The organism is Microbacterium sp. cx-55, from assembly GCF_021117345.1.
Classification (GTDB): Bacteria; Actinomycetota; Actinomycetes; order Actinomycetales; family Microbacteriaceae; genus Microbacterium.
The window spans coordinates 2,166,378-2,188,864 of the sequence record NZ_CP088261.1; the positions used below are offsets into that span (position 1 = coordinate 2,166,378).

Sequence of the window (22,487 nt, forward strand, 5' to 3'; positions counted from 1 at the left end):
CGCCACCGTGTGCGGCGAGCCTCGCTCGCTTACTTCGGGCCGCCCCGTCCCGCGCTCGCCCGCGCCCGCTCCCGCTCCCGCTCCTGCTCCCGCGGGAAGAACGCGCTCACGTGTCGCAATCCGCCGCCGCTCGCGACCGATTCCGACACTTGAGGCACTCTCCCACACGCTTACGTGTCGCAATCCGTCGGTGCTCGCGACCGATTCCGACACCTGAGGCACTCCGGTGCACGCTCACGTTCGCTCGCGCGTTGACGAGAGCGTCCACGCTCACGTGTCGCAATCCGTCGCCGCTCGCGACCGATTCCGACACTTGAGGCACTGTTATTCACGCTCACGTGTCGCAATCTGCTGCCGAACTCGACGCATCGCGCCACGTGAGCCCCGAGCGGGTCGGAGGCGGGCGTCCGCGCCGCCGGGGATCGACATTCTGGCCTTATGGTCGCGCCGAGGGCCACGCTGCACGCGAGGGCCACTGTGCGTGGGGCCACGGTGCGCGAGGGCGAAAGCGCGCGAGGGCGACAGCGCGCGAGGGCCACGGTGCGCGGCGATCTAGCGACGGCCGCGGGCACCATCCGCCGCCGTCGCCCGCGGAGTCCCACGCTTCGCGTGACGGATGCGGCGACGCGTGAGCACGAAGGCGAACGACAGCACGATGAGGCACAGCCCATTGACCAGGATGGCGAGAGTCGTCGTGGGCGTGAGCACGCCGTCGTTTCGCACCCAGATCACGATGGGCGACACGATCGAGCTCGCGGCGAGCATCACTGTTCCTGCGGGGCCGAAGGGCAACTGGCCGCGCTGCACGATCAGTCCGATGCACACCACGACGAGCAGCAGCACGATGATCGCGGCGCAGATGACGACGAGCACTTCCGAGGCGTCGAGCGCGATCGATCGCCGCTTACCGATGCCGAGGCCGCAGAACAACATGACGAGTGATACGACGGCGACCGCGAACGCTGCGCCATCGAACACGCGGTCCGGCACGTTCGTGCGCGCCGGACGCCGGCGGCGTTGGCGCCACGGCTGGCCGTCGAATTCGGAACTCACACGTCGATCATGCCGCGTGGTGACGCTGAGAGCGTCACCGGGAGTGAAGCCGACCGCCGGAGAACACGCCCGACGGGCGAAGGCTCTCGAGGCACCCGGGACGGCGGCCTGTTCAACCCGTGCAGCTCACGCCGACAGGAACCACGATCACGCAGTCGTGCTTTGCCGGGTCGTAGTACTCGACGCCTTCCGGGAGGACGGGTCCGGGCTCGCCGATGAGCGCCCGAAAGTCGTTCGGGCGGCCTTCGGTGCCGCCGCACTCGAACCCGTCCGGGTAGATCAGCCAGGGCGTGGCATCGCGCGCCCATTCGGGGAGCTCCGTGGCATACGTCGGGGTCGGTGTCACGGGAGGCGTCGGCAACGGGAGCTCCGCCTGCGGCGCTGTCGTGGTGACGCACCCGGAGAGCGCACCCGCAGCCACCACGAGGCCGGCGAGGGACGTGAGGAGCGTGGCTGCGCGCGACATTAAGACATGCTCGCAGACGAATCCCGCCGACCCCAGCCCGGCGCGCATCACCTAGCGCGAGCGCGGGCTCTACGCGGTCAGGACTCGCTCGCGTGGATTCCACTGCGGGGCCGGGCTCCACGCGAGCGAGTCGCTGTATGCGCCAGCCCTGTCAGCGGGCGTCGGCCAGCGTGGTCACGCTGACGCTCCAGGTGACGCCGAACCGGTCGGCCAGCATCCCGAACCCCGCACTCCACGCGGATGCAGCGAGCGGCTCGACGACGGTGGCATCGACGCTCAGCAGCTCCCAGTAGCTGCGGACCTCGTCGAGCGTGTCGCCCGAGATCGAGACGAACACAGCCTGGTCGGTAAACGTGACGCCGTTCTCGCGCCGCACCACGCCGCCCCCGGCGATGCCGGTCGCGGTGTCCCCCGGAATGTCGTAGCCCATGACGCGGAAGCCCGATTCCGCGGCGACGAGTCCGAACACGACCCGGTCGGCACCCGGGAGGTCGGCCGGCATTCCGAAGTCGCCGTACGTGTTGATGACAAGCTGCCCGCCGAACACGGACTGGTAGAACTCGAGCGCCGTACGCGCGTCGCCGCGGAAGTTGAGGTGGGTGGTGGTCTGAATGGTCATGGTGCACTCCCTGGTGAACGTGGCCGGAGTGTTCCGGCGAGATCGACCCTGACCGTTATCTAGGACTGCTTGTGTCCTAGACCCCGCTTACGCTGAGATCGTGTCCACGACCTCCCGCCTTCTGCAGCTGTTGTCGCTTCTGCAGACCCGCCGCGACTGGCCGGGGTCGGTGCTCGCCCAGCGCCTCGACATCAGCGACCGGACGGTGCGGCGCGACGTCGACCGCCTGCGCGAGATGGGATACCGAATCGACGCGACGATGGGCCCGGATGGTGGGTACCGGCTCGAGTCGGGATCGGAACTCCCGCCACTCCTCTTCGACGACGACCAGGTGATCGCGCTGGCCGTTGCCCTCCAGACCGCAGGCGTCAGCGGCGCGGGGATCGAGGAGGGCGCGCTCCGAGCGCTCACGACGGTCCGGCAAGTGATGCCCTCGCGACTCCGCCACCGGCTCGACGCGCTGACGTTCACCGCGCTTCCCGCAGGCCCGGGTGAGGCGGCACGGGCGCCCACCGCATCCGAGGTCCTGATCGGGATCGCCGCAGCGATCCGGGCACGGGAGACACTGCGCTTCGACTACGCGCGGCCCACGATGGCGGGTACCGACGCTGGGGACCCGGCGCCGCCGCATCGAGCCCAGCCGCATCATCTGGTCGCCCTGCACGGTCGGTGGTATCTCGTCGCGTGGGATCCGGAGCGCGAGGACTGGCGGATCTTCCGTGCCGACCGGATGACGCTCCGCACCCCGAACGGACCGCGATTCGAGCCGCGCGCGGTTCCAGGCGACGACGTCGCGGGGTTCGTGACGGCGCGCTTCCAGGGCTCCGTTCCCAACACGGGGTGGCCGTGCCTCGGCACGGTGGTGCTGCATCGCCCGGCCGACCAGGTGCTCCCCTTCGCCGGCGACGGAATCGTCGAGAGCATCGGCCCCGATCGGTGCCGGCTCGAGACGGGATCGTGGTCGTGGATCGCGCTCGCCGCATCCCTCGGTCGCTTCGACACCGACATCGACGTGATCGAGCCACACGAGCTGCGCGACGCGTTCGCTCAGCTCGCTATCCGCAATGCCGCGACCGCGGGGTCAGGTGGGGCGATATGAGCGGCGCGACGGATCCGTGGGCCCCGCGCCGAGGACGCCAGCTCGATCAGCTCGATCAGCTCGATCAGCTCGATCAGCTCGGGCGATGGTCACACCATCAGCGTGCACGACCTTTCCCCGAGAAGATCGTGCCGTGACCATCGGATGACCTGCCGATCCCCACCGACTGCCCGCCGTAGCCGGAGAACTCATCCCGCTCTCGTCGCATCCTCGGACCGGCGGGGCGTCTATTCGCGTCCCTCGGCGTTCACACATCAGCGAAACACATCCGCGCCTTGTCGCGCCCCAACGCGATCAGTTGTTGAAGCGGAACTCCACGACGTTCCGTCACCGGCAGGCATCAGAAGTCGGTATCTACGAGTCCCAATTCCTGCCACTTCGATGCGGCCTCGGCTCGCGGCAGCCATTCGAATTCGAACCTACGCGGCGGGCCAGCAACGGAACCCGCAAATCGCTTCCCGAAGAATCGCTGCCCGCTCGTGACACTTCGCCCGTAATGCTGGAGGTAGCCAGCATTTAACTCACGAACCGTCCACCAGTGGGGCCCATAGTCTTCGAACGGATCTCCCTTAGTCCCATCGATCCACACAACGACAAACCACGGCCACACCTGGGCTGATGGGAAACGCATCTTGCCGACGATGCTTGCGAGATAGCCCTCAATTTCGCCCTCGACGCGCAACGTCCCGAGCCCGCGATCGTAAGTCCGAAGTTGGGGGTCGGGAAGCACATACGCGGCCGTCGCCTGCTCCCCCTGGCCATCCATCGCACCATTATGCACGGCGAAGACGCGGCCGATCAGGCTCGTGTGGGGGGCGAACCGCAACCCGATCAGTTGTTGAAGCGGAACTCCACGACGTCGCCGTCCTGCATGACGTAGTCCTTGCCCTCGAGGCGCGCCTTGCCCTTCGCTCGGGCCTCGGCGACCGATCCGGTCGCGACCAGGTCGCCGAACGAGATGACTTCGGCCTTGATGAAGCCCTTCTCGAAGTCGGTGTGGATCACGCCCGCCGCCTGCGGCGCCTTCCAGCCCTTGCCGATCGTCCACGCGCGCGCTTCCTTCGGACCGGCCGTGAGGTAGGTCTGCAGGCCCAGCGTGTCGAAGCCGATGCGGGCGAGCTGGTCGAGACCCGACTCGTCCTGCCCGGTCGACGCGAGCAGCTCTGCGGCGTCCTCCGGGTCGAGATCGATGAGCTCCGACTCGATCTTCGCGTCGAGGAACACGGCCTTGGCCGGTGCGACGAGCGCGGCGAGTTCCGCTTTGCGCGACGCATCCGTCAACACGGCCTCATCGACGTTGAACACAAAGATGAACGGCTTCGCGGTCAGCAGCCCGAGCTCGCGGATGGGTTCGAGGTCGATTCCGGATGCGGACAGCAGCACGCCGCGCTCGAGCGCATCCTTCGCGGCGACAGCGGCCTCGAGCACCGACGGGTCGAGCTTCTTGCCGCGCACCTCTTTCTCGTAGCGCGTGATGGCGCGCTCGAGGGTCTCGAGGTCGGCGAGCTGCAGCTCGGCGTTAATGGTCTCCATGTCGTTCTTCGGGTCGACCGCACCGTCGACATGCACGACGTCGGAATCGGCGAAACCGCGCACGACCTGGGCGATCGCATCCGCCTCGCGGATGTTGGCGAGGAACTTATTGCCGAGCCCCTCCCCCTCGCTCGCGCCACGCACGATGCCCGCGATGTCGACGAACGACACGGCGGCGGGCAGGATGCGCTCGCTCGAGAAGATCTCCGCGAGAGTGTCGAGCCGCGGGTCCGGCAGGTTCACGACCCCGACGTTCGGCTCGATCGTCGCGAACGGATAGTTCGCCGCGAGCACTGAGTTCTTGGTCAGCGCATTGAAGAGCGTCGACTTGCCGACGTTGGGGAGACCGACGATTCCGATGGTAAGAGCCACGGGAGCCCAGTCTAGGCGGCGAGGGCGCCGCATCCGACTGCGCCCGCATCGGGCGGCCGCCCCGGGCCCGGACGCACGCTCATGCCATCACGAGATTCGGAGATGTCACCGGATGCGGAGCGATCCGGCACCGATCCTCCGAATCTCGTCGCATCTCCGAATCTCGTGACACCTCGCACCCCCGACCGCGACACACCGAGCCCGCCACACCGCACCACACCGCACCGCGCCCGACCGCGACCCGTCGGCGACGGATGCGGACACCGCCCGGCGCGCCTCGCCCGCGTGCGGGGATGCCGCGGCGAGGGTGGACCCGTGGCCCTGGATTTCACCGCGATCGACTTCGAGACGGCGAATGCGTCCAGCGCCTCCGCCTGCAGCGTGGGCCTCGCCCGAGTGCGCGACGGCCGCATCGTCGCCACGGCCGGGTGGCTCATCCGGCCGCCGGCAGGGCACGACCGCTTCTTCGAGTTGAACATCGGCATCCACGGCATCCGTCCCGAGCACGTCCGGGGCGCGAAGAGCTGGAGCGACCAGCTCGACGACCTCGCCGCGTTCACGGGTTCGGACGTCCTCGTCGCCCACAATGCGGGTTTCGACATGGCCGTACTCCGACGCGCCTGCGAGGCGACCGGTGACGAATGCCCGCCCTACCGCTACGCGTGCAGCGTGCAGGTGGCCCGCCGCACCTACGACCTGCCCTCGTACCGACTGCCGTTCGCGGCGGCCGAGGCCGGTTTCACCGACCTCGTGCACCACGATGCGACGTCGGATGCGGTCGCCTCCGCCCACATCATGATCGACGCCGCCCGACGTTGGGGTGCATCCGACATCACCGAGTTGGCAACTCTCGCGGGCGTACGAATCGCCGCGATCCCGGCGCCTGCTGCGGCCGCGGCCGTCGCCGCCTGACCGATGTCGGACCCCTGCACCACGCTAGGGACATGGACCTCGCACTCGTCGCCGTCGCGCTGATCTGCCTCGTCGCGGGCATCGCCCTCGGCTGGTTCGCCGCTCGATCCCGCGGTGAGTCCTCTCGGGCCGCACTCGGTGCGCGCGCGGCCGCTGCCGAGTCCGCGGCAGGAGCCGCACGGGCCGAGCTGGAGCGGCAGGGGCTTCTGTACCGCGAGTTCGTCGAACGCGATCGCGTGCAGCAGCAAGCGCGAGACGAACGCGATCGCCGGGAGCAGACCGTTCTCCAGGCGCTTTCTCCGGTTCGCGAGTCGCTCACGCACATGCGGCAGAAAGTCGACGAGCTCGAACGAGAACGGCACGCGCAATTCGGCTCGCTCGCAGAGCAGCTCCGCCGCGCGCAGCAGTCAGACGACGCGCTGCGCGCCACGACCGAATCGCTCTCCAGTGCACTGCGTTCGACCAGCGCGCGCGGTGTGTGGGGCGAGGCGCAACTGCGTCGTGTGGTGGAGGCCGCGGGACTCACCCGCCACGTCGACTACGACCTGCAGTCTTCGATCTCCTCGGATGCGGGCGCCGGACGCCCAGACATGATCGTGCGGCTTCCGGGCGGCAAAGCGATCGCCGTCGACGCGAAGGTGCCCCTCGACGCGTATCTCGAAGCCAGCGCCATCCCCGATTCGGCGTCCGCCGACGATGCGGCACGGCGTCGGATGCTGCGCGACCGGCACGTGAAGGCGCTCCGCGCGCACATCGACGCACTCGCGAAGAAGCGCTACTGGGCCGGCCTCGACTCCAGCCCCGAGTTCGTGATCTGCTTCGTGCCGATCGAGTCGCTGCTCGCTTCTGCCCTCGAAGACGATCCGACGCTACTCGATCACGCGTTCCGGCAGCGCGTCGCTCTCGCCTCTCCGGTGAACCTCTGGGCGGTGCTGCGCACCGTCGCTTACACATGGACCGAACAGGCGGTCTCCGATGACGCCCGCGAACTCTTCGCACTCGGCGCGCAGCTGTACGAGCGGCTCGGCGGGCTCACCGGGCACGTCGAAGAGTTGCGTCGCGGAATCCAGCGCACGGTCGACGGGTACAACAAGTTCGTCGGATCGCTGGAATCGCGAGTACTGGTCAGCGCCCGCCGCTTCCCCGGAATCGATGAGACGAAGCTCGATGCCCTCGCCGCACCGCCTGTCGTCGAGAACGTACCGCGGCGTCTGAGCGCTCCGGAGTTCGCCGAAGCACTCGACGCCGTGCGCGCCGCATCCGATTCGGCGCCGTCACCCGCGGAGGAAACGGCGCCGGCCCCCGCGGAGGGGAAGGCGCCGTCTGCCCCAGGGGCGCCGACCGCGGCCCACACCGAGCGATAACCCGCCGCGCCGCAGCCGGACGACTCAGTCGTCTTTGTCGACGATCGCGTCCTCGGCGGCCTTCTCGGCCTCGGCGCCTTCTTCGGGTGATTCGGCTCCGGTGGAGTCCGCGCCGCTGGCCTCGTCGGCGTCGTGATCCGTGCCGGCGTCGCCGGGGGCGTTGTTCGCGCCGCTCACTTCTTCGCCGCCCGCTTCTCGGATTCCTTCTCGATGCGCTTCACGACCTGTTTCTGCACCCGTCGACGCACTTTCTGCACCCGCGGGTCCTGCCACACCGTGCGCGCCACGACGAGGGTCGTGCCGATACGACCGACCGGGGTCTTCTTCAGCACCAGCAGCGCGAGACCTGCTCCGCCCGCCAGCGCGATCTTCTTCGGAGTCGACATACACCTGGTCCTTCCGTCCGTAAGTGGATGTCCCCATCCCACGCCAACATCCGGCCGGATACCCGCCCCTTGCGTCATTCCACGGCGTGTGCCGTTCTGTTCGCCCGCCGCGGACGAACGCGCGATCAGCAGTGCCCGCGCCCAGGATGAGTTCCATGAAGCTCCTCGTTCTCGGCGGCACCGCATGGCTCGGACGCACCACGGCGCAGCACGCGATACGTGCCGGCCACGACGTGACCTGCGCGGCGCGCGGAACCGACATCCCGGCCGGCGCTCGACGGGTGCACGTCGACCGCGACCTCACCGATGCACTCGCGCCGCTCCTCGACGAGTCCTGGGACGCCGTCATCGACGTCGCCCGCGAACCCGGACACGTCCGCCGGGCCACGCGGCACCTCGCCGACCGCGCCGCGCACTATGTCTTCGTCTCCACGTGCAACGTCTACGCCGATCAGTCGGCGATCGGGGCCGACGAGGATGCGGAACTCCTCGCCCCGCTGCCCGCCGACGAGATGGCCTCGCCCGAGGACTACGGCGCCGCCAAAGTCGCCGGCGAAGACGCCGTACAGGCCGCGTTCGCGGGCCGCCACTCGATCGTTCGCGCGGGCCTCATCGGCGGCCCGGGCGATCCCACGGGCCGTTCCACGTACTGGCCGCGACGTTTCGCGCGCCCCGCAACCGACGACGACGCCGTGCTGGTGCCGGATGCTGCGGATCTCCCGACCGCGATCATCGATGTCCGCGACCTCGCGGGGTGGCTCGTGCACCTCGCCGAGCGGCGCATCGTCGGAGCCTTCGACGCCGGCGGCGAGCCGCATCCGTTCCCGCATCACATCGACGTCGCGCGCGGTGTCAGCGGTCATACCGGGCCGCTGATCTCGCGGGATGGCGAGTGGCTCGTCGCGCGAGGCGTTGCCGAGTGGGCCGGCCCGCGTTCGCTGCCACTGTGGTTACGCGACCACGACTGGTACGGGATGAACGCGCGCTCGTCGGCGCGCGCCATGTCTGCGGGTCTCGTTCGACGCCCGCTCGCAGAAACCCTCGCCGACGTGCGGGACGGCGAGATCACGGCGGGCGCCGGGTTGACCGACGACGAACAGCGCGAGCTGCTGGCGCTGCGCCCCGCGCACTGATGCTCAGGCCCTGCGCCCGGCGAACTGCAGGTCCTGCGCCCGACGAACTGCAGGCGCTGCGCCCCGCGCACTGATGCTCAGGCGCCGCCGGGAACGAAGCTGAGAAGGGCGAGAACGATTCCCGAGAAGCCGACGAAGGCGCCGATCGACCACCAGGCGCTCGCCTGGTGTCCTTCTTCGCGGCGCACGCGGAACAACACGTCGGGGCGTCGCGCGGGGTCGTTCGATACGACCGCATCCGCCACGACGGCGAGGGCGCCGGTGGGCGGGTTCGCACCGCTGACAGGTGCAGTCATGGTTCGTCCCTTCGTCTTCGCCCCCGCGCCGACCATGTGAAATCGGCGCCGAGGCGCAGAACCATTCTGCCAGAGGGTGCCGCTCGCGCTCAGCGGCACGCCCTCGGCAGGGTCAGAGCCACTTCGACGTCAGGTGCTCAGAAGCGATCCGACGCAGCGTGCCCGACTTGCCGCGCAGCACAACGCTCTCGGTGTAGATGAAGTCGCCCTCGCGGCGCACACCGGCGACCAGCTGGCCATCGGTGACTCCGGTGGCGACGAAGATCGTGTTGTCGCCCTTGACCAGATCGTCGGCCTCGTAGACGTTGTCGTCGAATTTGAGACCGGCGTCGAGTCCGCGCTGGCGTTCGTCGTCATTCCGGGGCGCGAGGCGCCCCTGGATGTGGCCGCCGAGCGCCTTGATGGCGCACGCGGTGACGATTCCCTCGGGGCTTCCGCCGATGCCGACGCACATGTCGGTGCGCGCGTTGTGCCGCGCGGCATTGATCCCGCCGGCGACGTCGCCGTCGCTCATCAGCCGGGTACCGGCACCGGTCTCGCGGATCTCTTCGATCAGCCGCTCGTGCCGGGGGCGGTGCAGCACCGACACGACGAGCTCGTCGACGGGCTTTCCGAGGGCTTTCGCGAGCAGGCGGATGTTCTCGCCGATGGGCAGGCGGATGTCGACGACGCCGACACCGGCGGGGCCGGTGACCAGCTTGTCCATGTAGAAGACGCTCGAGGCATCGAGCATGGCGCCGTGATCGGCGACCGCGATGACCGAGAGGGCGTTGTTCCGCCCGGTCGCCGCCAGTGACGTTCCGTCGATCGGGTCGACGGCGATGTCGCACTGCGGGCCGCGGCCCGTGCCGACGTGCTCGCCGTTGAAGAGCATGGGTGCGTTGTCTTTCTCACCCTCGCCGATCACGATGACGCCGTCGAAGGCGACGGTCGACAGGAACGCGCGCATCGCGTCGACCGCGGCGCCGTCCGCCGCCTCTTTCGCGCCACGCCCGAGGAAGGGAACCGACCGGATGGCCGCCGCCTCGGTGGCGCGCACGAGCTCCAGCGCGAGGTTGCGGTCGGGATGCAGCGGACTCATGTCGGCCGTAATACTCACCATGCGCTCAGCCTAGCCAGCGTGCCCCACGACACTCGGGATGGGCAGGCGCTCACAGCGGAAGGAAAGCGCATTCTTATCCGCTCGGCATTTCCGACGGCGATTGCTCGGCCACGGCAGCGCCGGATGCGGAGTTGTTCCGGCCGCCGCGCCGGACTGTTCGGGGCCGCTTCGCTAGAGTTGCGGGTGAACCGACGCATAAACGCAAGGAGCTGTCATGCCCGTCGCCACCCCAGATCAGTATGCCGAGATGCTGGACCGCGCCAAGTCCGGCGGATTCGCATACCCGGCCATCAACGCCGCCAGCTCGCAGTCGATCAACGCCATCCTGCAGGGCCTGACCGAGGCCGGCTCCGACGGCATCATCCAGGTCACCACGGGCGGCGCGGATTACTTCGCCGGCCAGTCGGTCAAGGCCCGCTCGACCGGCGCCCTGGCTTTCGCGAAGTTCGCCACCGAGGTGGCCAAGAGCTACCCGATCACGGTCGCGCTGCACACCGACCACTGCCCCAAGCCCGCGCTCGACGACTTCCTCCTGCCGCTCGTCGCGGCATCCGAGGAGCAGGTCAAGGCCGGCGGCGAGCCGATCTTCCAGTCGCACATGTGGGACGGCTCGGCTGTGCCGCTCGATGAGAACATCGAGATCGCGGCGGAGCTGCTGCCCCGCCTCCACGCGATCAACGCGATCCTCGAGGTCGAAATCGGCGTCGTCGGCGGCGAAGAGGACGGCGTGCAGCACGAGGGCTCGAACGAAGCCCTCTACACGACCGTCGCTGACGTCACGAAGGCCGTCGAAGCCCTCGGACTCGGTGACAAGGGCCGCTACATCTCGGCGCTCACCTTCGGCAACGTGCACGGCGTGTACAAGCCCGGCGGTGTGAAGCTCCGCCCCGAGCTGCTCGGCGAGATCCAGGAGGGCATCGCCGCCAAGTTCGGCACCGGCCCCAACCCGCTCGACCTCGTCTTCCACGGCGGCAGCGGCTCGACCCCCGAAGAGATCGCCCTGGCGGTGCGCAACGGTGTCGTGAAGATGAACATCGACACCGACACGCAGTACGCGTTCACCCGCTCGGTCGCGGGCTTCATGTTCGAGAACTACGCCGGCGTCCTCAAGGTCGACGGCGAAGTGGGCAACAAGAAGGCCTACGACCCGCGCGCCTGGGGCAAGGTCGCCGAGAAGGCCATGGCCGCTCGCGTCGTCGAGGCCACGCAGCAGCTCGGCTCGTACGGCAAGAGCCAGTCCTGATCTGACGCACGAAGCCCCGACCCGCGAGGGTCGGGGCTTCGTCGTTTGCGCAGAGGTCGCGCAGCGGATGCCGCGTCCGCCGGCCGTGACGGGTGGTTCAGCCCATGAGCCCGTTCTGGAGGGCCGTCCAGACGACGGGGTCGGCCGCGAGTGGAGCGATCAGCAGAACCGCCGAGATCATGTTGACGACGAATCCGCCGACCAACGGGATCCAGAACGAGATCCGTGCCGCCCGCAGATTGATCCAGGTCAGCGCGAAGGTGCCGAGCCAGCCGATGCCGAGCACGAGGGCGGCAGCGAGTCCCCAGCCGCGTGCGCCCGCCGGATCCGACAGCGCCTCGTCGACTCCGAAGACCCCGAGGAACGTCGAGGCGAACTGCGAGTAGTCGGCTGCGGCGGGAATTGCGCCGAGCACGGAGAACAGGCCGTAGCCGAGCAGCGCGAACGTGAAGATGCGGTCGAAGAAGCGAGGGCGACGAGCCGCCGGCGCACCCGGTGCCGCGGGGCCGGACGTCGTCGGTGCCGCGGGAGTCACCGGCGGCCGTGGAGCCGCCGGGGCGACCGCCGGGCTCTGCCCGTTCTCGAGCGCGGTCGTCACTTCGGGGCGACGGATGCGGGCGGCCTGCTCCTCGGGCGTCGCGTACTCGCCGTACGCGGGCCGAGGACGCTCGGCGGGCGTCGCCGGATCGGTCACGAGCGGGCTCCCTCGGCGGGCGCGCGTCCGCCGCGACGCTCGCCGGTGTGCTCGCGCAGCTCTTTGGGCAGCGAGAAGATGAGGTCTTCCTCGGCCGTGCGTACTTCTTCGACGTCCCGATAGCCGGCGCCGGCGAGGTCTTCGAGCACCTGCTGCACGAGGACGTCGGGGACGGATGCTCCGCTCGTCACGCCGACCGTCTCCACACCCTCGAGCCACTCCTGGCGCACCTCGTCTGCGTAGTCGACCCGGTACGCCGCCTTGGCGCCGTACTCGAGAGCGACCTCGACGAGCCGCACACTGTTGGACGAGTTCGCCGAACCGACGACGATGACGAGATCCGTGCCGACGGCGACCTTCTTGATCGCCACCTGGCGGTTCTGCGTCGCGTAGCAGATGTCATCCGACGGCGGATCCTGCAGCTGCGGGAACCGGGCGCGCAGTCGCCGCACGGTCTCCATCGTCTCGTCGACCGACAGCGTCGTCTGCGAGAGCCACACGACCTTCGACGGGTCGCGCACCTCGATGACGTCGGCATCCGCCGGCGAGTTCACGACGGTCACGTGATCGGGGGCCTCCCCCGCCGTGCCTTCGACCTCTTCGTGTCCGTGGTGGCCGATCAGCAGGATCTCGAAATCGTCGCGCGCGAAGCGCACGGCCTCGCGGTGCACCTTCGTCACGAGCGGGCAGGTCGCATCGATGGCCTGGAGTCCGCGGTCGGATGCCGCGGAGACGACGGCCGGCGAGACGCCGTGCGCACTGAACACGACGTGCGCTCCCGGTGGGACCTCGTCGACCTCTTCGACGAACACCGCGCCGCGGGACTCGAGCTCGGCCACGACGTGCACGTTGTGCACGATCTGCTTGCGCACGTAGACGGGGGCGCCGTACCGTTCGAGCGCCTTCTCGACCGCGACGACCGCGCGGTCGACGCCGGCGCAGTACCCGCGGGGGGCGGCGAGCAGAACCCGCTTGTGTCCGGGCACCGGGATATCCTGAAGGCGGCCACGGCGCCCCGGAATGCGGGGCACGGGCAGGTGCACGGCGGGTGAACTCACTCCTCGAGTCTATGGGCGCCGCCTGGGCACCGGCCGAAGCACGCACGAGGAGCACGTATGACGCGGTTCGCACCGGATCCGATTCCCGGGCAGGCTCCCTCCCCCGACTCCGTGCATCCGCGCGAAGCGACCAAAGACGCCCCGACGTCCGTCGCCCGCTTCAACGAGACCATCCGCGCGTTCATCTCCGGATGGGGCTCGGTGTGGGTCGAGGGCGAGATCACGTCGTGGAACGTGCGCGGCGGAAACGTGTACGGCCGCCTGAAAGACCTCGAGGCCGATTCGAGCGTCAGCTTCCGGTTGTGGTCGTCGACGCTGCAGCGCCTTCCCGACGATCTGAAGGTGGGCGACCGGGTCATCGCGAGCGTCAAAGCCGACTACTTCGTCAAGACCGGCGACTTCAGCGTTCTCGTCGCGACGATGCGACACACGGGCCTCGGCGACCAGCTGGAGAAGCTCGAGAAGCTGCGCGCGACGCTCCGAGCCGAGGGGCTCTTCTCCGCCGCCCGGAAGAAGCCGCTGCCGTTCCTTCCGCAGGTCGTGGGTCTCATCACGGGCGAGCGATCGGATGCGGAGAAAGACGTGCACCGCAACGCCGAGCTCCGCTGGCCCCAGGTGGCGTTCCGCACAGTGCACGCCGCCGTGCAGGGCGACCGCTGCGTGCCCGAGACGATCGCCGCCCTCCAGCAGCTGGACGCCGACCCCGAAGTCGATGTCATCATCATCGCCCGCGGCGGCGGCGACCCGCAGCACCTGCTCGGCTTCAGCGACGAACGTCTGCTGCGCGCCGTCGCTGCCGCCACGACGCCGGTGGTCTCGGCGATCGGCCACGAGAACGACCATCCACTGCTCGATGACGTCGCCGACCTCCGCGCGTCGACGCCGACGGATGCGGCCAAGCGCGTCGTGCCCGATGTGAACGAGCAGCGGGCCCTGGTGCGCCAGCTGCGGTCGCGACTCGGGTCCCGCCTGGCGCTTCGCATCTCGCACGACATCGCCCAGCTCGAACAGCTGCGCTCCCGCCCGGTGCTCCGCGCTCCGGAGGGGGCGATCGAGCGCCGTGCGCACGAGGTCGAGCTGCTCGCCGGGCGGGGCCGCAGCATCCTGGACCGGCGCACTACCCGCGGCGCGCGCGAGGTGACGGAGCTCCGTGCATCGCTGCGCGCACTGTCGCCGGGGGCGACACTCGCACGCGGCTACGCGATCGCCCATGTGCCGGGCGGCGTCATCGTGCGCGACGCCGCGCAGGCACCCGATGGCACCGAGGTGGTCGTCACCGTGGGGCGCGGCTCGTTCGCGGCTCGATCGGCCGGCGAGATCGCCGAAACGGCGTCCGGCGAACGTCCGACGCCCGCCTAGAATGGGAGCCATGTCCGTCCCGGAGGAGAGCGCCGTCGCCGACGTCTCGACCCTCTCGTTCGAGCAGGCCCGCGACGAACTGGTCACGGTCGTCGCCGAACTCGAGCAGGGCGCGCCGACTCTCGAACACTCGCTCGCCCTGTGGGAACGGGGCGAGGCCCTCGCCGCACGCTGCGAGGAATGGCTGCTCGGCGCGAAGCGGCGCCTCGACGCGGCACGAAATGTCGCCGAGGGCGACGCCTGATGGCACGTTCCGACCGGGTGGTCGCAGAGCTCGGTCGTCCCGAGACACCCGATGAGACCGCGGCGCGCAAGGCCGAGTCATCTCGCATCTACCGGTCCAGCCAGACCTTCCGGAACCTCATCGCCGCCCTGATCGCGACGCTCGTCGTGGTCGCCATGGTCTTCTTCGGCGTGCCGCGCGGCACGCCGGTCGCGCCGGACCCGATCGATGTGGCCGAGGTCGCGCAGCGCATCTCCGCCGCCTACGAGCGTCCCGTCATCGTCCCCGACGTTCCCGACGACTGGAGTGTCAACGCCGCGCAGCTCGAGGGCGACGACGTGTCGGCCTTCACGATCGTCTACGCGTTCGGCGACACGAACGGTCTGCGCGTCGCGCAGGCCTTCGACCCCGACCCCGCGTGGGCCTCGCGCACGCTCTCCGGTGAGACGCCGGACGGCACCGACACGATCGACGGCATCACCTGGGACCGCTACGAGATCAGCAACCCGTCGCGCGCGGGCAACATCTCCCTCGCCCTCGCGACGAGCGCCGGTTCCGATCAGATCCTGATCTACGGCAACACGGATGCCGACACCGCCGCATCCGTCGCGTCGTCCCTCACCGACCAGATCACCGCACTGCGCGAGGAGTCACCGTGACCGAGAACAACCCGAGCCCGCGCCAGGTCTGGACCGAGATGCTCGAGGGCAACGCGCGCTTCGTCGCCGGAACCCCGCGGCACCCGCGCCAGGACGTCGACCGTCGTCATGAGCTCGCCGGCGGGCAGCGCCCCCGCGCGGCGCTGTTCGGCTGCTCGGACTCGCGGCTCGCCGCCGAGATCATCTTCGACGAAGGACTCGGCGACCTGTTCGTCGTGCGAAACGCCGGGCAGGTCATGTCGGACTCGGTCGTCGGCAGCCTCGAGTACGCCGTCGAGGTGCTCGGCACCCCGTTGATCGTCGTGCTCGGTCACGACGAGTGCGGCGCCGTCCGTGCCGCGATCGACAGCACGTCCCCGGACGCCCCCGCCCTTCCCGCGCGCATCTGGCGCCAGATCGCGCCGATCGTGCCGGCCGTCCGCCGCGTGCAGGTCACCGGCGGCACCAACGCCCTGACGGTGAACGCCGAGCAGGTCGGCCGCGAACACCTCCGCGATACCGTGAACGAACTGCTGCATTCGTCCGAGCTCATCAGCGCGGCCGTCGCCGAGGGTCGCCTCGCGATCGTCGCGGTCAACTACCGGCTCGCCGAAGGCGAAGCCGTGCCGGACTTCATCGTCGGCGCCGCAGACGACGCGGCCGCCTGACCCACCATCCACCGCAGAAACGTCAGAGGAGACACCACGTGGCTGAGATCGAGTACCGCATCGAGCACGACACGATGGGAGAGGTGCGGGTTCCCGCATCCGCCCTCTACGGAGCGCAGACGCAGCGTGCGGTGGAGAACTTCCCGATCTCGGGCGACGTGCTCGCCCCGGCCCAGATCGTCGCGCTCGCGCGTATCAAGAAGGCCGCAGCTCACGCCAACAAGGCGCTCGGCACCCTCGACGCACGCATCGCCGACGCGATCGCACGCGCCGCCGATCGCATCATCGCCGGTGAGTACGCCGATCAGTTCCCGATCGACGTCTACCAGACCGGCAGCGGCACCTCGACGAATATGAACATGAACGAGGTGCTCGCGACTCTCGCGACCGCCGACCTCGGCGACACGGTGCACCCGAACGACCACGTCAACGCATCGCAGTCCTCGAACGACGTTTTCCCGACCTCGGTGCACATCGCCGCGACGCAGGAGCTCATCGACGATCTGATCCCGGCACTCGACCACCTCGCGGTCGCCCTCGAAGCGAAGGCCGAGCTCTGGAAGGATGCGGTCAAGTCCGGTCGCACGCACCTGATGGACGCGACCCCGGTCACCCTCGGGCAGGAGTTCGGCGGCTACGCACGGCAGATCCGACTCGGCATCGAGCGCGTGCAGTCCGTCCTCCCGCGCGTGGCCGAGGTGCCGCTCGGTGGCACCGCGGTCGGCACCGGCATCAACACGCCGAACGGCTTCCCGCAGCGCGTGCTCGAGCTGATCGTCGCCGAGACCGAGCTGCCTATCACCGAGGCGAAAGACCACTTCGAGGCGCAGGCCAACCGTGATGGTCTGGTCGAGGCCTCCGGTGCTCTCCGCACGATCGCCGTCTCGCTCACGAAGATCAACAACGATCTGCGCTGGATGGGCTCGGGCCCGAACACGGGTCTCGGCGAACTGCACATCCCCGACCTGCAGCCCGGGTCATCGATCATGCCCGGCAAGGTCAACCCCGTAGTGCCCGAGGCCACGCTCATGGTCTGCGCGCGCGTGATCGGCAACGACGCGACGATCGCGTGGGCCGGCGCATCCGGGTCGTTCGAACTGAACGTCGCGATCCCGGTCATGGGTACCGCGCTCCTCGAGTCGATCCGGCTGCTCGCCAACACGGTTCGCGTGCTCGCCGACAAGACCATCACGGGCCTCGAGGCCAACCTCGAGCGGGCTGCGTCGTACGCGGGCATGTCGCCCTCGATCGTGACGCCGCTCAACAAGCTGATCGGCTACGAGGCCGCCGCGAAGATCGCCAAGCACGCGGTCGCCGAGGGCATCACCGTCCGCGAGGCGGTCGTCGATCTCGGGTACCTCGAACGCGGTGAACTCACCGCGGAGCAGCTCGACGAGAAGCTCGATCTGCTCTCCATGACGCACCCGGGCTAACCCGGTCGTCAGGCCCGCCCCGACCGCGCCATAATCGGATCGTGAGTCAATCGCCGAGAATGTTCTCGGCGCGCGTGAAGACACTGGGGGCAATCCTCGTCGTGGCGTGCGTCGGGCTGATCGTCGCGGGCGCCGTCACGTTCTCGATCCAGTATTCGCGCACGATGGACGACATCGATGAGCGGCTCGTCCAGAAGATCTCGGCGCTGCGTTCGGCACAGGGGTACGGCTCCACGAGCGCTTACGTCGAGAGCATCGTCTCGGGCTTCCTCACCGCCGAGAACGAGGGCGTGATCGGTCTACTGAGCGACGGTTCCGAGGTGAGTCCCTACGGCGGCAATGGGTTCGTCTCGATGGAGTCGACCGCGTTGCAGGATGCGGGGCGCGCGTCGATCGGCGGCGACGGTGCCGTGCTCGGCACCGTCCGCACCGAGCACGGCGACGTGCGGTACATCGCGCTTCCGGTGGAGGTGGCGGGCGACCCCACGCAGGCCGTTTATCTGCGGGCTGTGGCGCTCGATGTGGAACTGTCGCCGGTCGCCTCAGCCATCATGACCTACGTCATCGCCGCGGTCTTGGTCATGGCCGCCACCGGAGTCGCGAGCTGGTTCCTCACCGGGCGTTTGCTCTCCCCGATCCGCCAGATGCGGGAGGCGGCGGATGCGGTCTCCTTCGACGATCTCGGCACTCGCGTGCCCGAGAGCGGCGACCATGAATTCGCCGATCTGTCGCGCACGATGAACTCGATGCTCGACCGGCTGGAGTCCTCGGTCAGCAGCCAGCGCCAACTCCTCGACGACATCCGCCATGAGCTCAAGACCCCGATCACGATCGTGCGCGGGCACCTCGAGATGATGGACGTCGACGACCGCAGCGACGTCGTCAGCATCCGGGAACTCGGCATCTCGGAACTCGACCGGATGACACGACTCGTCGACGACATCGACCTGCTGTCGTCGGCGCAGGGCGATCAGTTCGAAATGCGTCCCATCGACGTCGGGATGCTGACCGACCGCATCGGCGAGTTGGCCTCCGCGATCCCCGGGCATCCGTTCACCATCACGGCCCGCGGGCGCGGGGTCGTCGTCGGGGATGCGGACCGCCTGACCCAGGCGTGGCTGCAGCTGGCCGACAACGCGGCGAAGTACACACCCACCAACTCCCCCATCGAGATCGGCAGTGATCTCGACGGGAACGAGGCGCGACTGTGGGTGCGCGACCACGGTGCGGGCATCCCGCCCGCTGCGCGGCGACGGATCTTCCAGCGATTCGCCCGGGTCGACACGAATCGCAGCATCGAGGGATCCGGGCTCGGCCTCGCGATCGTCGAGACGATCGCGCAGGCGCACCTCGGGTCGTGCGCCGTCACCGACACCCCCGGGGGCGGGGCGACCTTCACGATCCACGTTCCCACGGGGCAGCACAGCTCCGCATCCGTCATTCCCACACCCGTGCGCGCCGGCGACGTCGTGCTGCAGCGAGAGGCCACCACATGACACTCATCCTCATCGCGGAAGACGAACCGAGGATCTCCTCGTTCGTCCGCCGCGGTCTCGAGTCGGCCGGATTCGCGGCCGAGGTGGTCGAGTCCGGTGACGACGCCCTGGACCGTGCCCTGTCGGGCGACGCCGACCTGCTGCTGCTCGACGTCGGCCTGCCCGGCCTCGACGGCTTTGAGGTGCTGCGGCATCTGCGCGGGCAGGGGTCGAACCTTCCGGTGATCATGCTGACCGCCCGCAGCAGCACCCGCGACACGGTGGATGGCCTCAACGCGGGCGCGAACGACTACGTGCCGAAGCCGTTCAAGTTCGACGAGTTGCTCGCCCGGGTGCGGTCTCGGCTGCGTGAGAACGTCGCCACCGGCAGCATCGCGATCGTGCACGGCGACGTCACGCTCGACGTCCTGTCGCGACGGGCGACCGTCACCGGCCGCGAGGTCGACCTGTCCGCCCGCGAGTTCGCCCTCGCCGAGCAGTTCCTCCGCCACCCCGGACAGGTACTCAGCCGGGAGCAGCTGCTCAGCCGCGTGTGGGGTCTGGATTTCGACCCGGGGTCAAACGTCGTCGACGTATACGTGCGCTACCTGCGCGCCAAGTTCGGCCACGATCGCATCGCGACCGTGCGCGGCGCCGGGTATCGCTGGGAGTAAGCACCGCGGCCGGGAGACACCACCGCGAATTGCTGCCGCTGCACGCCCGCGGCGTCTTCCGCGCGCACGAAGAAGCCCCCGGCGCTGGGGGACGCCGGGGGCTGTAGAGATACACGAGACCCGAACTCGCGATCGTCGCCACCTCACCGGGGGGAATCGGCGTCGACGTATCTCTCTTATCCGCCCGCGGAACTCGAGAATCCGACGGGCGATGGATGACCTTGTCCTGTCATCCAAGGACTCCATGGTGACCCGGCCAGGTGAGAGCGAGAGGAGCCGACGGTGAGAAAGCTCTCATTCGCCCTCACCTGACCGACGTCACGACAGTTCGTTCGACTCGAGCAGTCCGGTGACGAGCGCCGCGATCGCCGAGCGCTCCGACCGCGTCAGCGTGACGTGCCCGAAGAGTCCGTGCCCCTTGAGCGTTTCAATGACCGACGCGACGCCGTCGTGGCGTCCCACGCGCAGGTTGTCGCGCTGGGCGACGTCGTGGGTGAGGATGACGCGCGAGTTCTGACCGATGCGGCTGAGAACCGTCAGCAGCACGTTCCGCTCGAGCGACTGCGCCTCATCCACGATCACGAACGCGTCGTGCAGGGACCGGCCACGGATGTGCGTGAGCGGCAGCACTTCGAGCAGTCCGCGTTCGACGATCTCCTCCAGCACGTTGCCGGAGACGACCGAGCCGAGCGTGTCGAACACCGCCTGACCCCAGGGGCCCATCTTCTCCGCAGCGTCGCCGGGGAGGTATCCGAGCTCCTGCCCTCCGACCGCGAACAGCGGCCGGAAGACGATGATCTTGCGCTGCTGCTGACGCTCCAGCACGGCTTCCAGACCGGCGCAGAGGGCCAGCGCGGACTTTCCCGTGCCGGCGCGTCCGCCAAGCGAGACGATGCCCACCTCGGGGTCGAGCAGCAGGTCGATCGCGATCCGCTGCTCCGCCGAGCGGCCGTGGAGACCGAAGACGTCACGGTCGCCCCGCACGAGCGTGAACTCGCCGTCGCCACTCACCCGGCCGAGCGCCGAGCCGCGTTCCGAGTGGATGATGAGGCCGGTGTTGATCGGGAGTCCGCGTACTTCTTCGCTGAGGGCGACCTCGGTCTCGTACAGGTCGCTCATCTCGTCGCCCGACAGGTCGACGTTCGCGATGCCCGTCCAGCCCGAATCGGCGGCCTGCTCGGCGAGGTACTCCTCCGCCTCGATACCGAGGGATGCGGCCTTCACCCGCATCGGCAGGTCCTTGGAGACGACCGTGACGTGCTGGCCGTCCTGCATGAGATGCATCGCGACGGCGAGGATGCGGGTGTCGTTGTCGCCGAGGCGCATGCCGGCCGGGAGCACCGTGGGGTCGGTGTTCGACAGTTCGACGCGGAGCGACCCGCCCTCGCCCACCGGCACCGGGAAATCGAGTCGGCCGTTCTCCACACGGAGTTCGTCGAGGTGACGGAGGGCCTGTCGGGCGAAGTACCCGAGTTCCGGGTCATGGCGTTTGGCCTCGAGCTCGGTGATGACGACGACCGGGATCACGACGGAGTGCTCCGCGAAGCGGAAGTACGCCCGGGGATCGCTGAGGAGAACGGACGTGTCCAAAACATAAGAGCGCAAATCAGTTTCCTGATCTGCGCTCTCGAGGTCGATGGCCTGCTGCTCGGTTAGTGCTCGTGTGGTCACAACCCGCTCCCACCCTGGGATCTCTCCCGGTGTCACTCGCGTCGACCGTGGGTTGCGGATCGCATCCTGCGGCCGACCCGGTCGGGCGCCTTGCCCGATGTGAGAAACGTACGTCGCGGCCCGTCGGAGCTGCCACCCGACGCCGGGCGTGTCGCGTTACGGATTCGTGAACAAATCCGGAGGGCGATCCGCGCGGGATCAGCTGCCGAAGCGGCGGTCGCGCGACGAGAAATCACGGACCGCGCGGAGGAAGTCGACCTCGCGGAGGTCGGGTCCGAGCGCCTCCACGAAGTAGAACTCGCTGTGCGCCGACTGCCACAGCAGGAAGTCGCTCAGTCGCTGCTCCCCCGAGGTGCGGATCACGAGGTCGGGGTCGGGCAGGCCTCCAGTGTAGAGGTGTTCACCGATCTGCTCGGGAGTGAGGCTCGCCGCGAGCTCTTCGAGCGAGCCGCCGCTCTCGTCGTGCTTCGTGATGATGCTGCGCACCGCATCCACGATCTCGCCCCGTCCGCCGTACCCGACCGCGAGATTGACGTGGAGACCCGTGTGCGCGGCCGTGCGCGCCTCGGTGTCGGCCAGCACACGGGCGAGGTCGGCGGGGAGGAGGTCGGATCGCCCCACGTGCTGCACGCGCCAGTCGCGCTCGTGCGAGAGCTCATCGGCGAGCTCCGCGATGATCTGGATGAGATCGGACAGCTCTTTCGAGTCGCGCTTGGTGAGGTTGTCGGTCGACAGCAGATACAGCGACACCACGCGCACGCCGAGGTCGTCGCACCAGCGCAAGAACTCGCGCATCTTGGCGGCGCCGGCGCGATGCCCGTGGGCGGCGGAGTCGTAGCCGAGCTGACGCGCCCACCGACGGTTGCCGTCGATCATCATCGCCACGTGCCCCGGGACGGTCTGCGCCGCGATCTGTCGCCGAAGCCGGTTGCTGTACAGCCGGTACAGCGGCCCCCGACCCTCGCTCGCGCGTCCCGTGCTCACACCCTTACGGTACTCCGCTCGGGCGCGGCGTC

The 22,487-nt window shown here is 69.0% G+C and carries 25 protein-coding genes; 12 read left to right on the plus strand and 13 right to left on the minus strand.

The window, feature by feature from the left end; genetic code table 11:
- Nucleotides 1–552: 552 nt before the first annotated feature.
- From LQ938_RS10240 to LQ938_RS10250, 3 genes are all read right to left on the minus strand, one after another.
- Nucleotides 553–1,053, minus strand: a complete 501-nt coding sequence (locus LQ938_RS10240) for a hypothetical protein (protein ID WP_223720689.1) — start codon at nucleotides 1,051–1,053, stop codon at nucleotides 553–555.
- Nucleotides 1,054–1,165: 112 nt separating this feature from the next.
- Nucleotides 1,166–1,519, minus strand: a complete 354-nt coding sequence (locus LQ938_RS10245) for a hypothetical protein (protein WP_223720688.1) — start codon at nucleotides 1,517–1,519, stop codon at nucleotides 1,166–1,168.
- A gap of 151 nt (nucleotides 1,520–1,670) precedes the next feature.
- Complete coding sequence (locus LQ938_RS10250; protein WP_223720687.1) at nucleotides 1,671–2,138, minus strand: VOC family protein; 468 nt, start codon at nucleotides 2,136–2,138, stop codon at nucleotides 1,671–1,673.
- Nucleotides 2,139–2,238: 100 nt separating this feature from the next.
- Here LQ938_RS10250 and LQ938_RS10255 point away from each other — a divergent pair, with 100 nt between their 5' ends.
- On the plus strand, nucleotides 2,239–3,237 hold the full coding sequence (locus tag LQ938_RS10255) for a helix-turn-helix transcriptional regulator (protein WP_223720686.1): 999 nt from the start codon (nucleotides 2,239–2,241) through the stop codon (nucleotides 3,235–3,237).
- A 340-nt stretch (nucleotides 3,238–3,577) separates the two neighbouring features.
- Here the strand turns inward: LQ938_RS10255 and LQ938_RS10260 are convergent, their stop codons facing one another.
- Together LQ938_RS10260 and ychF are read right to left on the minus strand one after the other, a co-directional pair.
- A complete protein-coding gene (locus tag LQ938_RS10260; protein ID WP_223720685.1) occupies nucleotides 3,578–4,003 on the minus strand; it encodes a hypothetical protein in 426 nt (141 codons plus the stop codon).
- 65 nt (nucleotides 4,004–4,068) lie between these two features.
- Nucleotides 4,069–5,142, minus strand: a complete 1,074-nt coding sequence (gene ychF / locus LQ938_RS10265; RefSeq protein ID WP_223720684.1) for a redox-regulated ATPase YchF — start codon at nucleotides 5,140–5,142, stop codon at nucleotides 4,069–4,071.
- 315 nt (nucleotides 5,143–5,457) lie between these two features.
- Here ychF and LQ938_RS10270 point away from each other — a divergent pair, with 315 nt between their 5' ends.
- Entirely contained in the window at nucleotides 5,458–6,054 is a 597-nt protein-coding gene (locus tag LQ938_RS10270; protein ID WP_223720683.1) for an exonuclease domain-containing protein, read from the plus strand.
- 32 nt (nucleotides 6,055–6,086) lie between these two features.
- Nucleotides 6,087–7,418: a DNA recombination protein RmuC gene (locus tag LQ938_RS10275; RefSeq protein WP_223720682.1), complete on the plus strand. Its 1,332-nt coding sequence runs from the start codon at nucleotides 6,087–6,089 to the stop codon at nucleotides 7,416–7,418.
- A 24-nt stretch (nucleotides 7,419–7,442) separates the two neighbouring features.
- On the opposite strand, the gene LQ938_RS10280 is transcribed toward LQ938_RS10275, so the two are convergent.
- Nucleotides 7,443–7,595 (minus strand): hypothetical protein, encoded by a 153-nt coding sequence (locus LQ938_RS10280; protein ID WP_223720681.1) that lies wholly within the window; start codon nucleotides 7,593–7,595, stop codon nucleotides 7,443–7,445.
- Nucleotides 7,592–7,804, minus strand: coding sequence for a hypothetical protein (locus LQ938_RS10285; RefSeq protein WP_223720680.1), 213 nt, complete (start codon nucleotides 7,802–7,804; stop codon nucleotides 7,592–7,594). Before LQ938_RS10285 ends, LQ938_RS10280 begins: the two co-directional genes overlap by 4 nt.
- A gap of 155 nt (nucleotides 7,805–7,959) precedes the next feature.
- On the opposite strand from LQ938_RS10285, the gene LQ938_RS10290 reads away from it, so the two are divergent.
- The gene (locus LQ938_RS10290) at nucleotides 7,960–8,937 is read left to right on the plus strand and encodes an NAD-dependent epimerase/dehydratase family protein (protein ID WP_223720679.1); all 978 of its coding nucleotides are present in this window, start codon (nucleotides 7,960–7,962) and stop codon (nucleotides 8,935–8,937) included.
- 77 nt (nucleotides 8,938–9,014) lie between these two features.
- Here the strand turns inward: LQ938_RS10290 and LQ938_RS10295 are convergent, their stop codons facing one another.
- Both LQ938_RS10295 and glpX read right to left on the minus strand, forming a co-directional pair.
- On the minus strand, nucleotides 9,015–9,233 hold the full coding sequence (locus LQ938_RS10295; RefSeq protein ID WP_223720678.1) for a UDP-N-acetylmuramyl pentapeptide phosphotransferase: 219 nt from the start codon (nucleotides 9,231–9,233) through the stop codon (nucleotides 9,015–9,017).
- Nucleotides 9,234–9,345: 112 nt separating this feature from the next.
- The gene (gene glpX / locus LQ938_RS10300; protein WP_223720677.1) at nucleotides 9,346–10,335 is read right to left on the minus strand and encodes a class II fructose-bisphosphatase; all 990 of its coding nucleotides are present in this window, start codon (nucleotides 10,333–10,335) and stop codon (nucleotides 9,346–9,348) included.
- Between the two features lie 214 nt (nucleotides 10,336–10,549).
- On the opposite strand from glpX, the gene fbaA reads away from it, so the two are divergent.
- Complete coding sequence (gene fbaA / locus LQ938_RS10305) at nucleotides 10,550–11,578, plus strand: class II fructose-bisphosphate aldolase (RefSeq protein WP_223720676.1); 1,029 nt, start codon at nucleotides 10,550–10,552, stop codon at nucleotides 11,576–11,578.
- Nucleotides 11,579–11,675: 97 nt separating this feature from the next.
- Here the strand turns inward: fbaA and LQ938_RS10310 are convergent, their stop codons facing one another.
- The gene (locus LQ938_RS10310) at nucleotides 11,676–12,272 is read right to left on the minus strand and encodes a DUF6264 family protein (RefSeq protein WP_223720675.1); all 597 of its coding nucleotides are present in this window, start codon (nucleotides 12,270–12,272) and stop codon (nucleotides 11,676–11,678) included.
- A complete protein-coding gene (locus LQ938_RS10315) occupies nucleotides 12,269–13,330 on the minus strand; it encodes a 4-hydroxy-3-methylbut-2-enyl diphosphate reductase (RefSeq protein ID WP_223720674.1) in 1,062 nt (353 codons plus the stop codon). Before LQ938_RS10315 ends, LQ938_RS10310 begins: the two co-directional genes overlap by 4 nt.
- Nucleotides 13,331–13,387: 57 nt before the next feature.
- Between LQ938_RS10315 and xseA the strand changes: the two genes are divergently transcribed.
- From xseA to LQ938_RS10350, 7 genes are all read left to right on the plus strand, one after another.
- A complete protein-coding gene (gene xseA / locus LQ938_RS10320; protein WP_223720673.1) occupies nucleotides 13,388–14,689 on the plus strand; it encodes an exodeoxyribonuclease VII large subunit in 1,302 nt (433 codons plus the stop codon).
- Between the two features lie 10 nt (nucleotides 14,690–14,699).
- Nucleotides 14,700–14,933: an exodeoxyribonuclease VII small subunit gene (locus tag LQ938_RS10325; RefSeq protein ID WP_223720672.1), complete on the plus strand. Its 234-nt coding sequence runs from the start codon at nucleotides 14,700–14,702 to the stop codon at nucleotides 14,931–14,933.
- Nucleotides 14,933–15,571 carry a DUF4245 family protein gene (locus tag LQ938_RS10330; RefSeq protein WP_223720671.1) on the plus strand — a complete coding sequence of 213 codons (639 nt, stop codon included), beginning with the start codon at nucleotides 14,933–14,935 and terminating at the stop codon, nucleotides 15,569–15,571. Before LQ938_RS10325 ends, LQ938_RS10330 begins: the two co-directional genes overlap by 1 nt.
- Before the next feature lie 38 nt (nucleotides 15,572–15,609).
- The gene (locus tag LQ938_RS10335; protein ID WP_223720873.1) at nucleotides 15,610–16,218 is read left to right on the plus strand and encodes a carbonic anhydrase; all 609 of its coding nucleotides are present in this window, start codon (nucleotides 15,610–15,612) and stop codon (nucleotides 16,216–16,218) included.
- A 38-nt stretch (nucleotides 16,219–16,256) separates the two neighbouring features.
- The gene (locus tag LQ938_RS10340; RefSeq protein WP_223720670.1) at nucleotides 16,257–17,651 is read left to right on the plus strand and encodes a class II fumarate hydratase; all 1,395 of its coding nucleotides are present in this window, start codon (nucleotides 16,257–16,259) and stop codon (nucleotides 17,649–17,651) included.
- A 74-nt stretch (nucleotides 17,652–17,725) separates the two neighbouring features.
- Nucleotides 17,726–19,147 (plus strand): sensor histidine kinase, encoded by a 1,422-nt coding sequence (locus LQ938_RS10345; protein ID WP_223720669.1) that lies wholly within the window; start codon nucleotides 17,726–17,728, stop codon nucleotides 19,145–19,147.
- Entirely contained in the window at nucleotides 19,144–19,800 is a 657-nt protein-coding gene (locus tag LQ938_RS10350; protein ID WP_223720668.1) for a response regulator transcription factor, read from the plus strand. The genes LQ938_RS10345 and LQ938_RS10350 overlap by 4 nt, the downstream gene beginning before the upstream one ends.
- Before the next feature lie 318 nt (nucleotides 19,801–20,118).
- Here the strand turns inward: LQ938_RS10350 and LQ938_RS10355 are convergent, their stop codons facing one another.
- Both LQ938_RS10355 and LQ938_RS10360 read right to left on the minus strand, forming a co-directional pair.
- Complete coding sequence (locus LQ938_RS10355; protein WP_223720667.1) at nucleotides 20,119–21,471, minus strand: PhoH family protein; 1,353 nt, start codon at nucleotides 21,469–21,471, stop codon at nucleotides 20,119–20,121.
- Between the two features lie 198 nt (nucleotides 21,472–21,669).
- A complete protein-coding gene (locus LQ938_RS10360; protein ID WP_223720666.1) occupies nucleotides 21,670–22,455 on the minus strand; it encodes an isoprenyl transferase in 786 nt (261 codons plus the stop codon).
- Nucleotides 22,456–22,487: the final 32 nt, after the last annotated feature.

What these genes read in the sequence shown, in the direction of transcription:
- LQ938_RS10275 (WP_223720682.1), top strand. Translation starts at nt 6,087, where the DNA reads ATGGACCTCGCACTCGTCGCCGTCGCGCTGATCTGCCTCGTCGCGGGC.
- xseA (WP_223720673.1), top strand. Translation starts at nt 13,388, where the DNA reads ATGACGCGGTTCGCACCGGATCCGATTCCCGGGCAGGCTCCCTCCCCC.
- LQ938_RS10260 (WP_223720685.1), bottom strand. Translation starts at nt 4,003, where the DNA reads ATGGATGGCCAGGGGGAGCAGGCGACGGCCGCGTATGTGCTTCCCGAC.
- glpX (WP_223720677.1), bottom strand. Translation starts at nt 10,335, where the DNA reads ATGGTGAGTATTACGGCCGACATGAGTCCGCTGCATCCCGACCGCAAC.
- LQ938_RS10290 (WP_223720679.1), top strand. Translation starts at nt 7,960, where the DNA reads ATGAAGCTCCTCGTTCTCGGCGGCACCGCATGGCTCGGACGCACCACG.
- LQ938_RS10295 (WP_223720678.1), bottom strand. Translation starts at nt 9,233, where the DNA reads ATGACTGCACCTGTCAGCGGTGCGAACCCGCCCACCGGCGCCCTCGCC.
- LQ938_RS10325 (WP_223720672.1), top strand. Translation starts at nt 14,700, where the DNA reads ATGTCCGTCCCGGAGGAGAGCGCCGTCGCCGACGTCTCGACCCTCTCG.
- LQ938_RS10330 (WP_223720671.1), top strand. Translation starts at nt 14,933, where the DNA reads ATGGCACGTTCCGACCGGGTGGTCGCAGAGCTCGGTCGTCCCGAGACA.
- LQ938_RS10250 (WP_223720687.1), bottom strand. Translation starts at nt 2,138, where the DNA reads ATGACCATTCAGACCACCACCCACCTCAACTTCCGCGGCGACGCGCGT.
- LQ938_RS10245 (WP_223720688.1), bottom strand. Translation starts at nt 1,519, where the DNA reads ATGTCGCGCGCAGCCACGCTCCTCACGTCCCTCGCCGGCCTCGTGGTG.
- fbaA (WP_223720676.1), top strand. Translation starts at nt 10,550, where the DNA reads ATGCCCGTCGCCACCCCAGATCAGTATGCCGAGATGCTGGACCGCGCC.
- LQ938_RS10285 (WP_223720680.1), bottom strand. Translation starts at nt 7,804, where the DNA reads ATGTCGACTCCGAAGAAGATCGCGCTGGCGGGCGGAGCAGGTCTCGCG.
- LQ938_RS10335 (WP_223720873.1), top strand. Translation starts at nt 15,610, where the DNA reads ATGCTCGAGGGCAACGCGCGCTTCGTCGCCGGAACCCCGCGGCACCCG.
- LQ938_RS10350 (WP_223720668.1), top strand. Translation starts at nt 19,144, where the DNA reads ATGACACTCATCCTCATCGCGGAAGACGAACCGAGGATCTCCTCGTTC.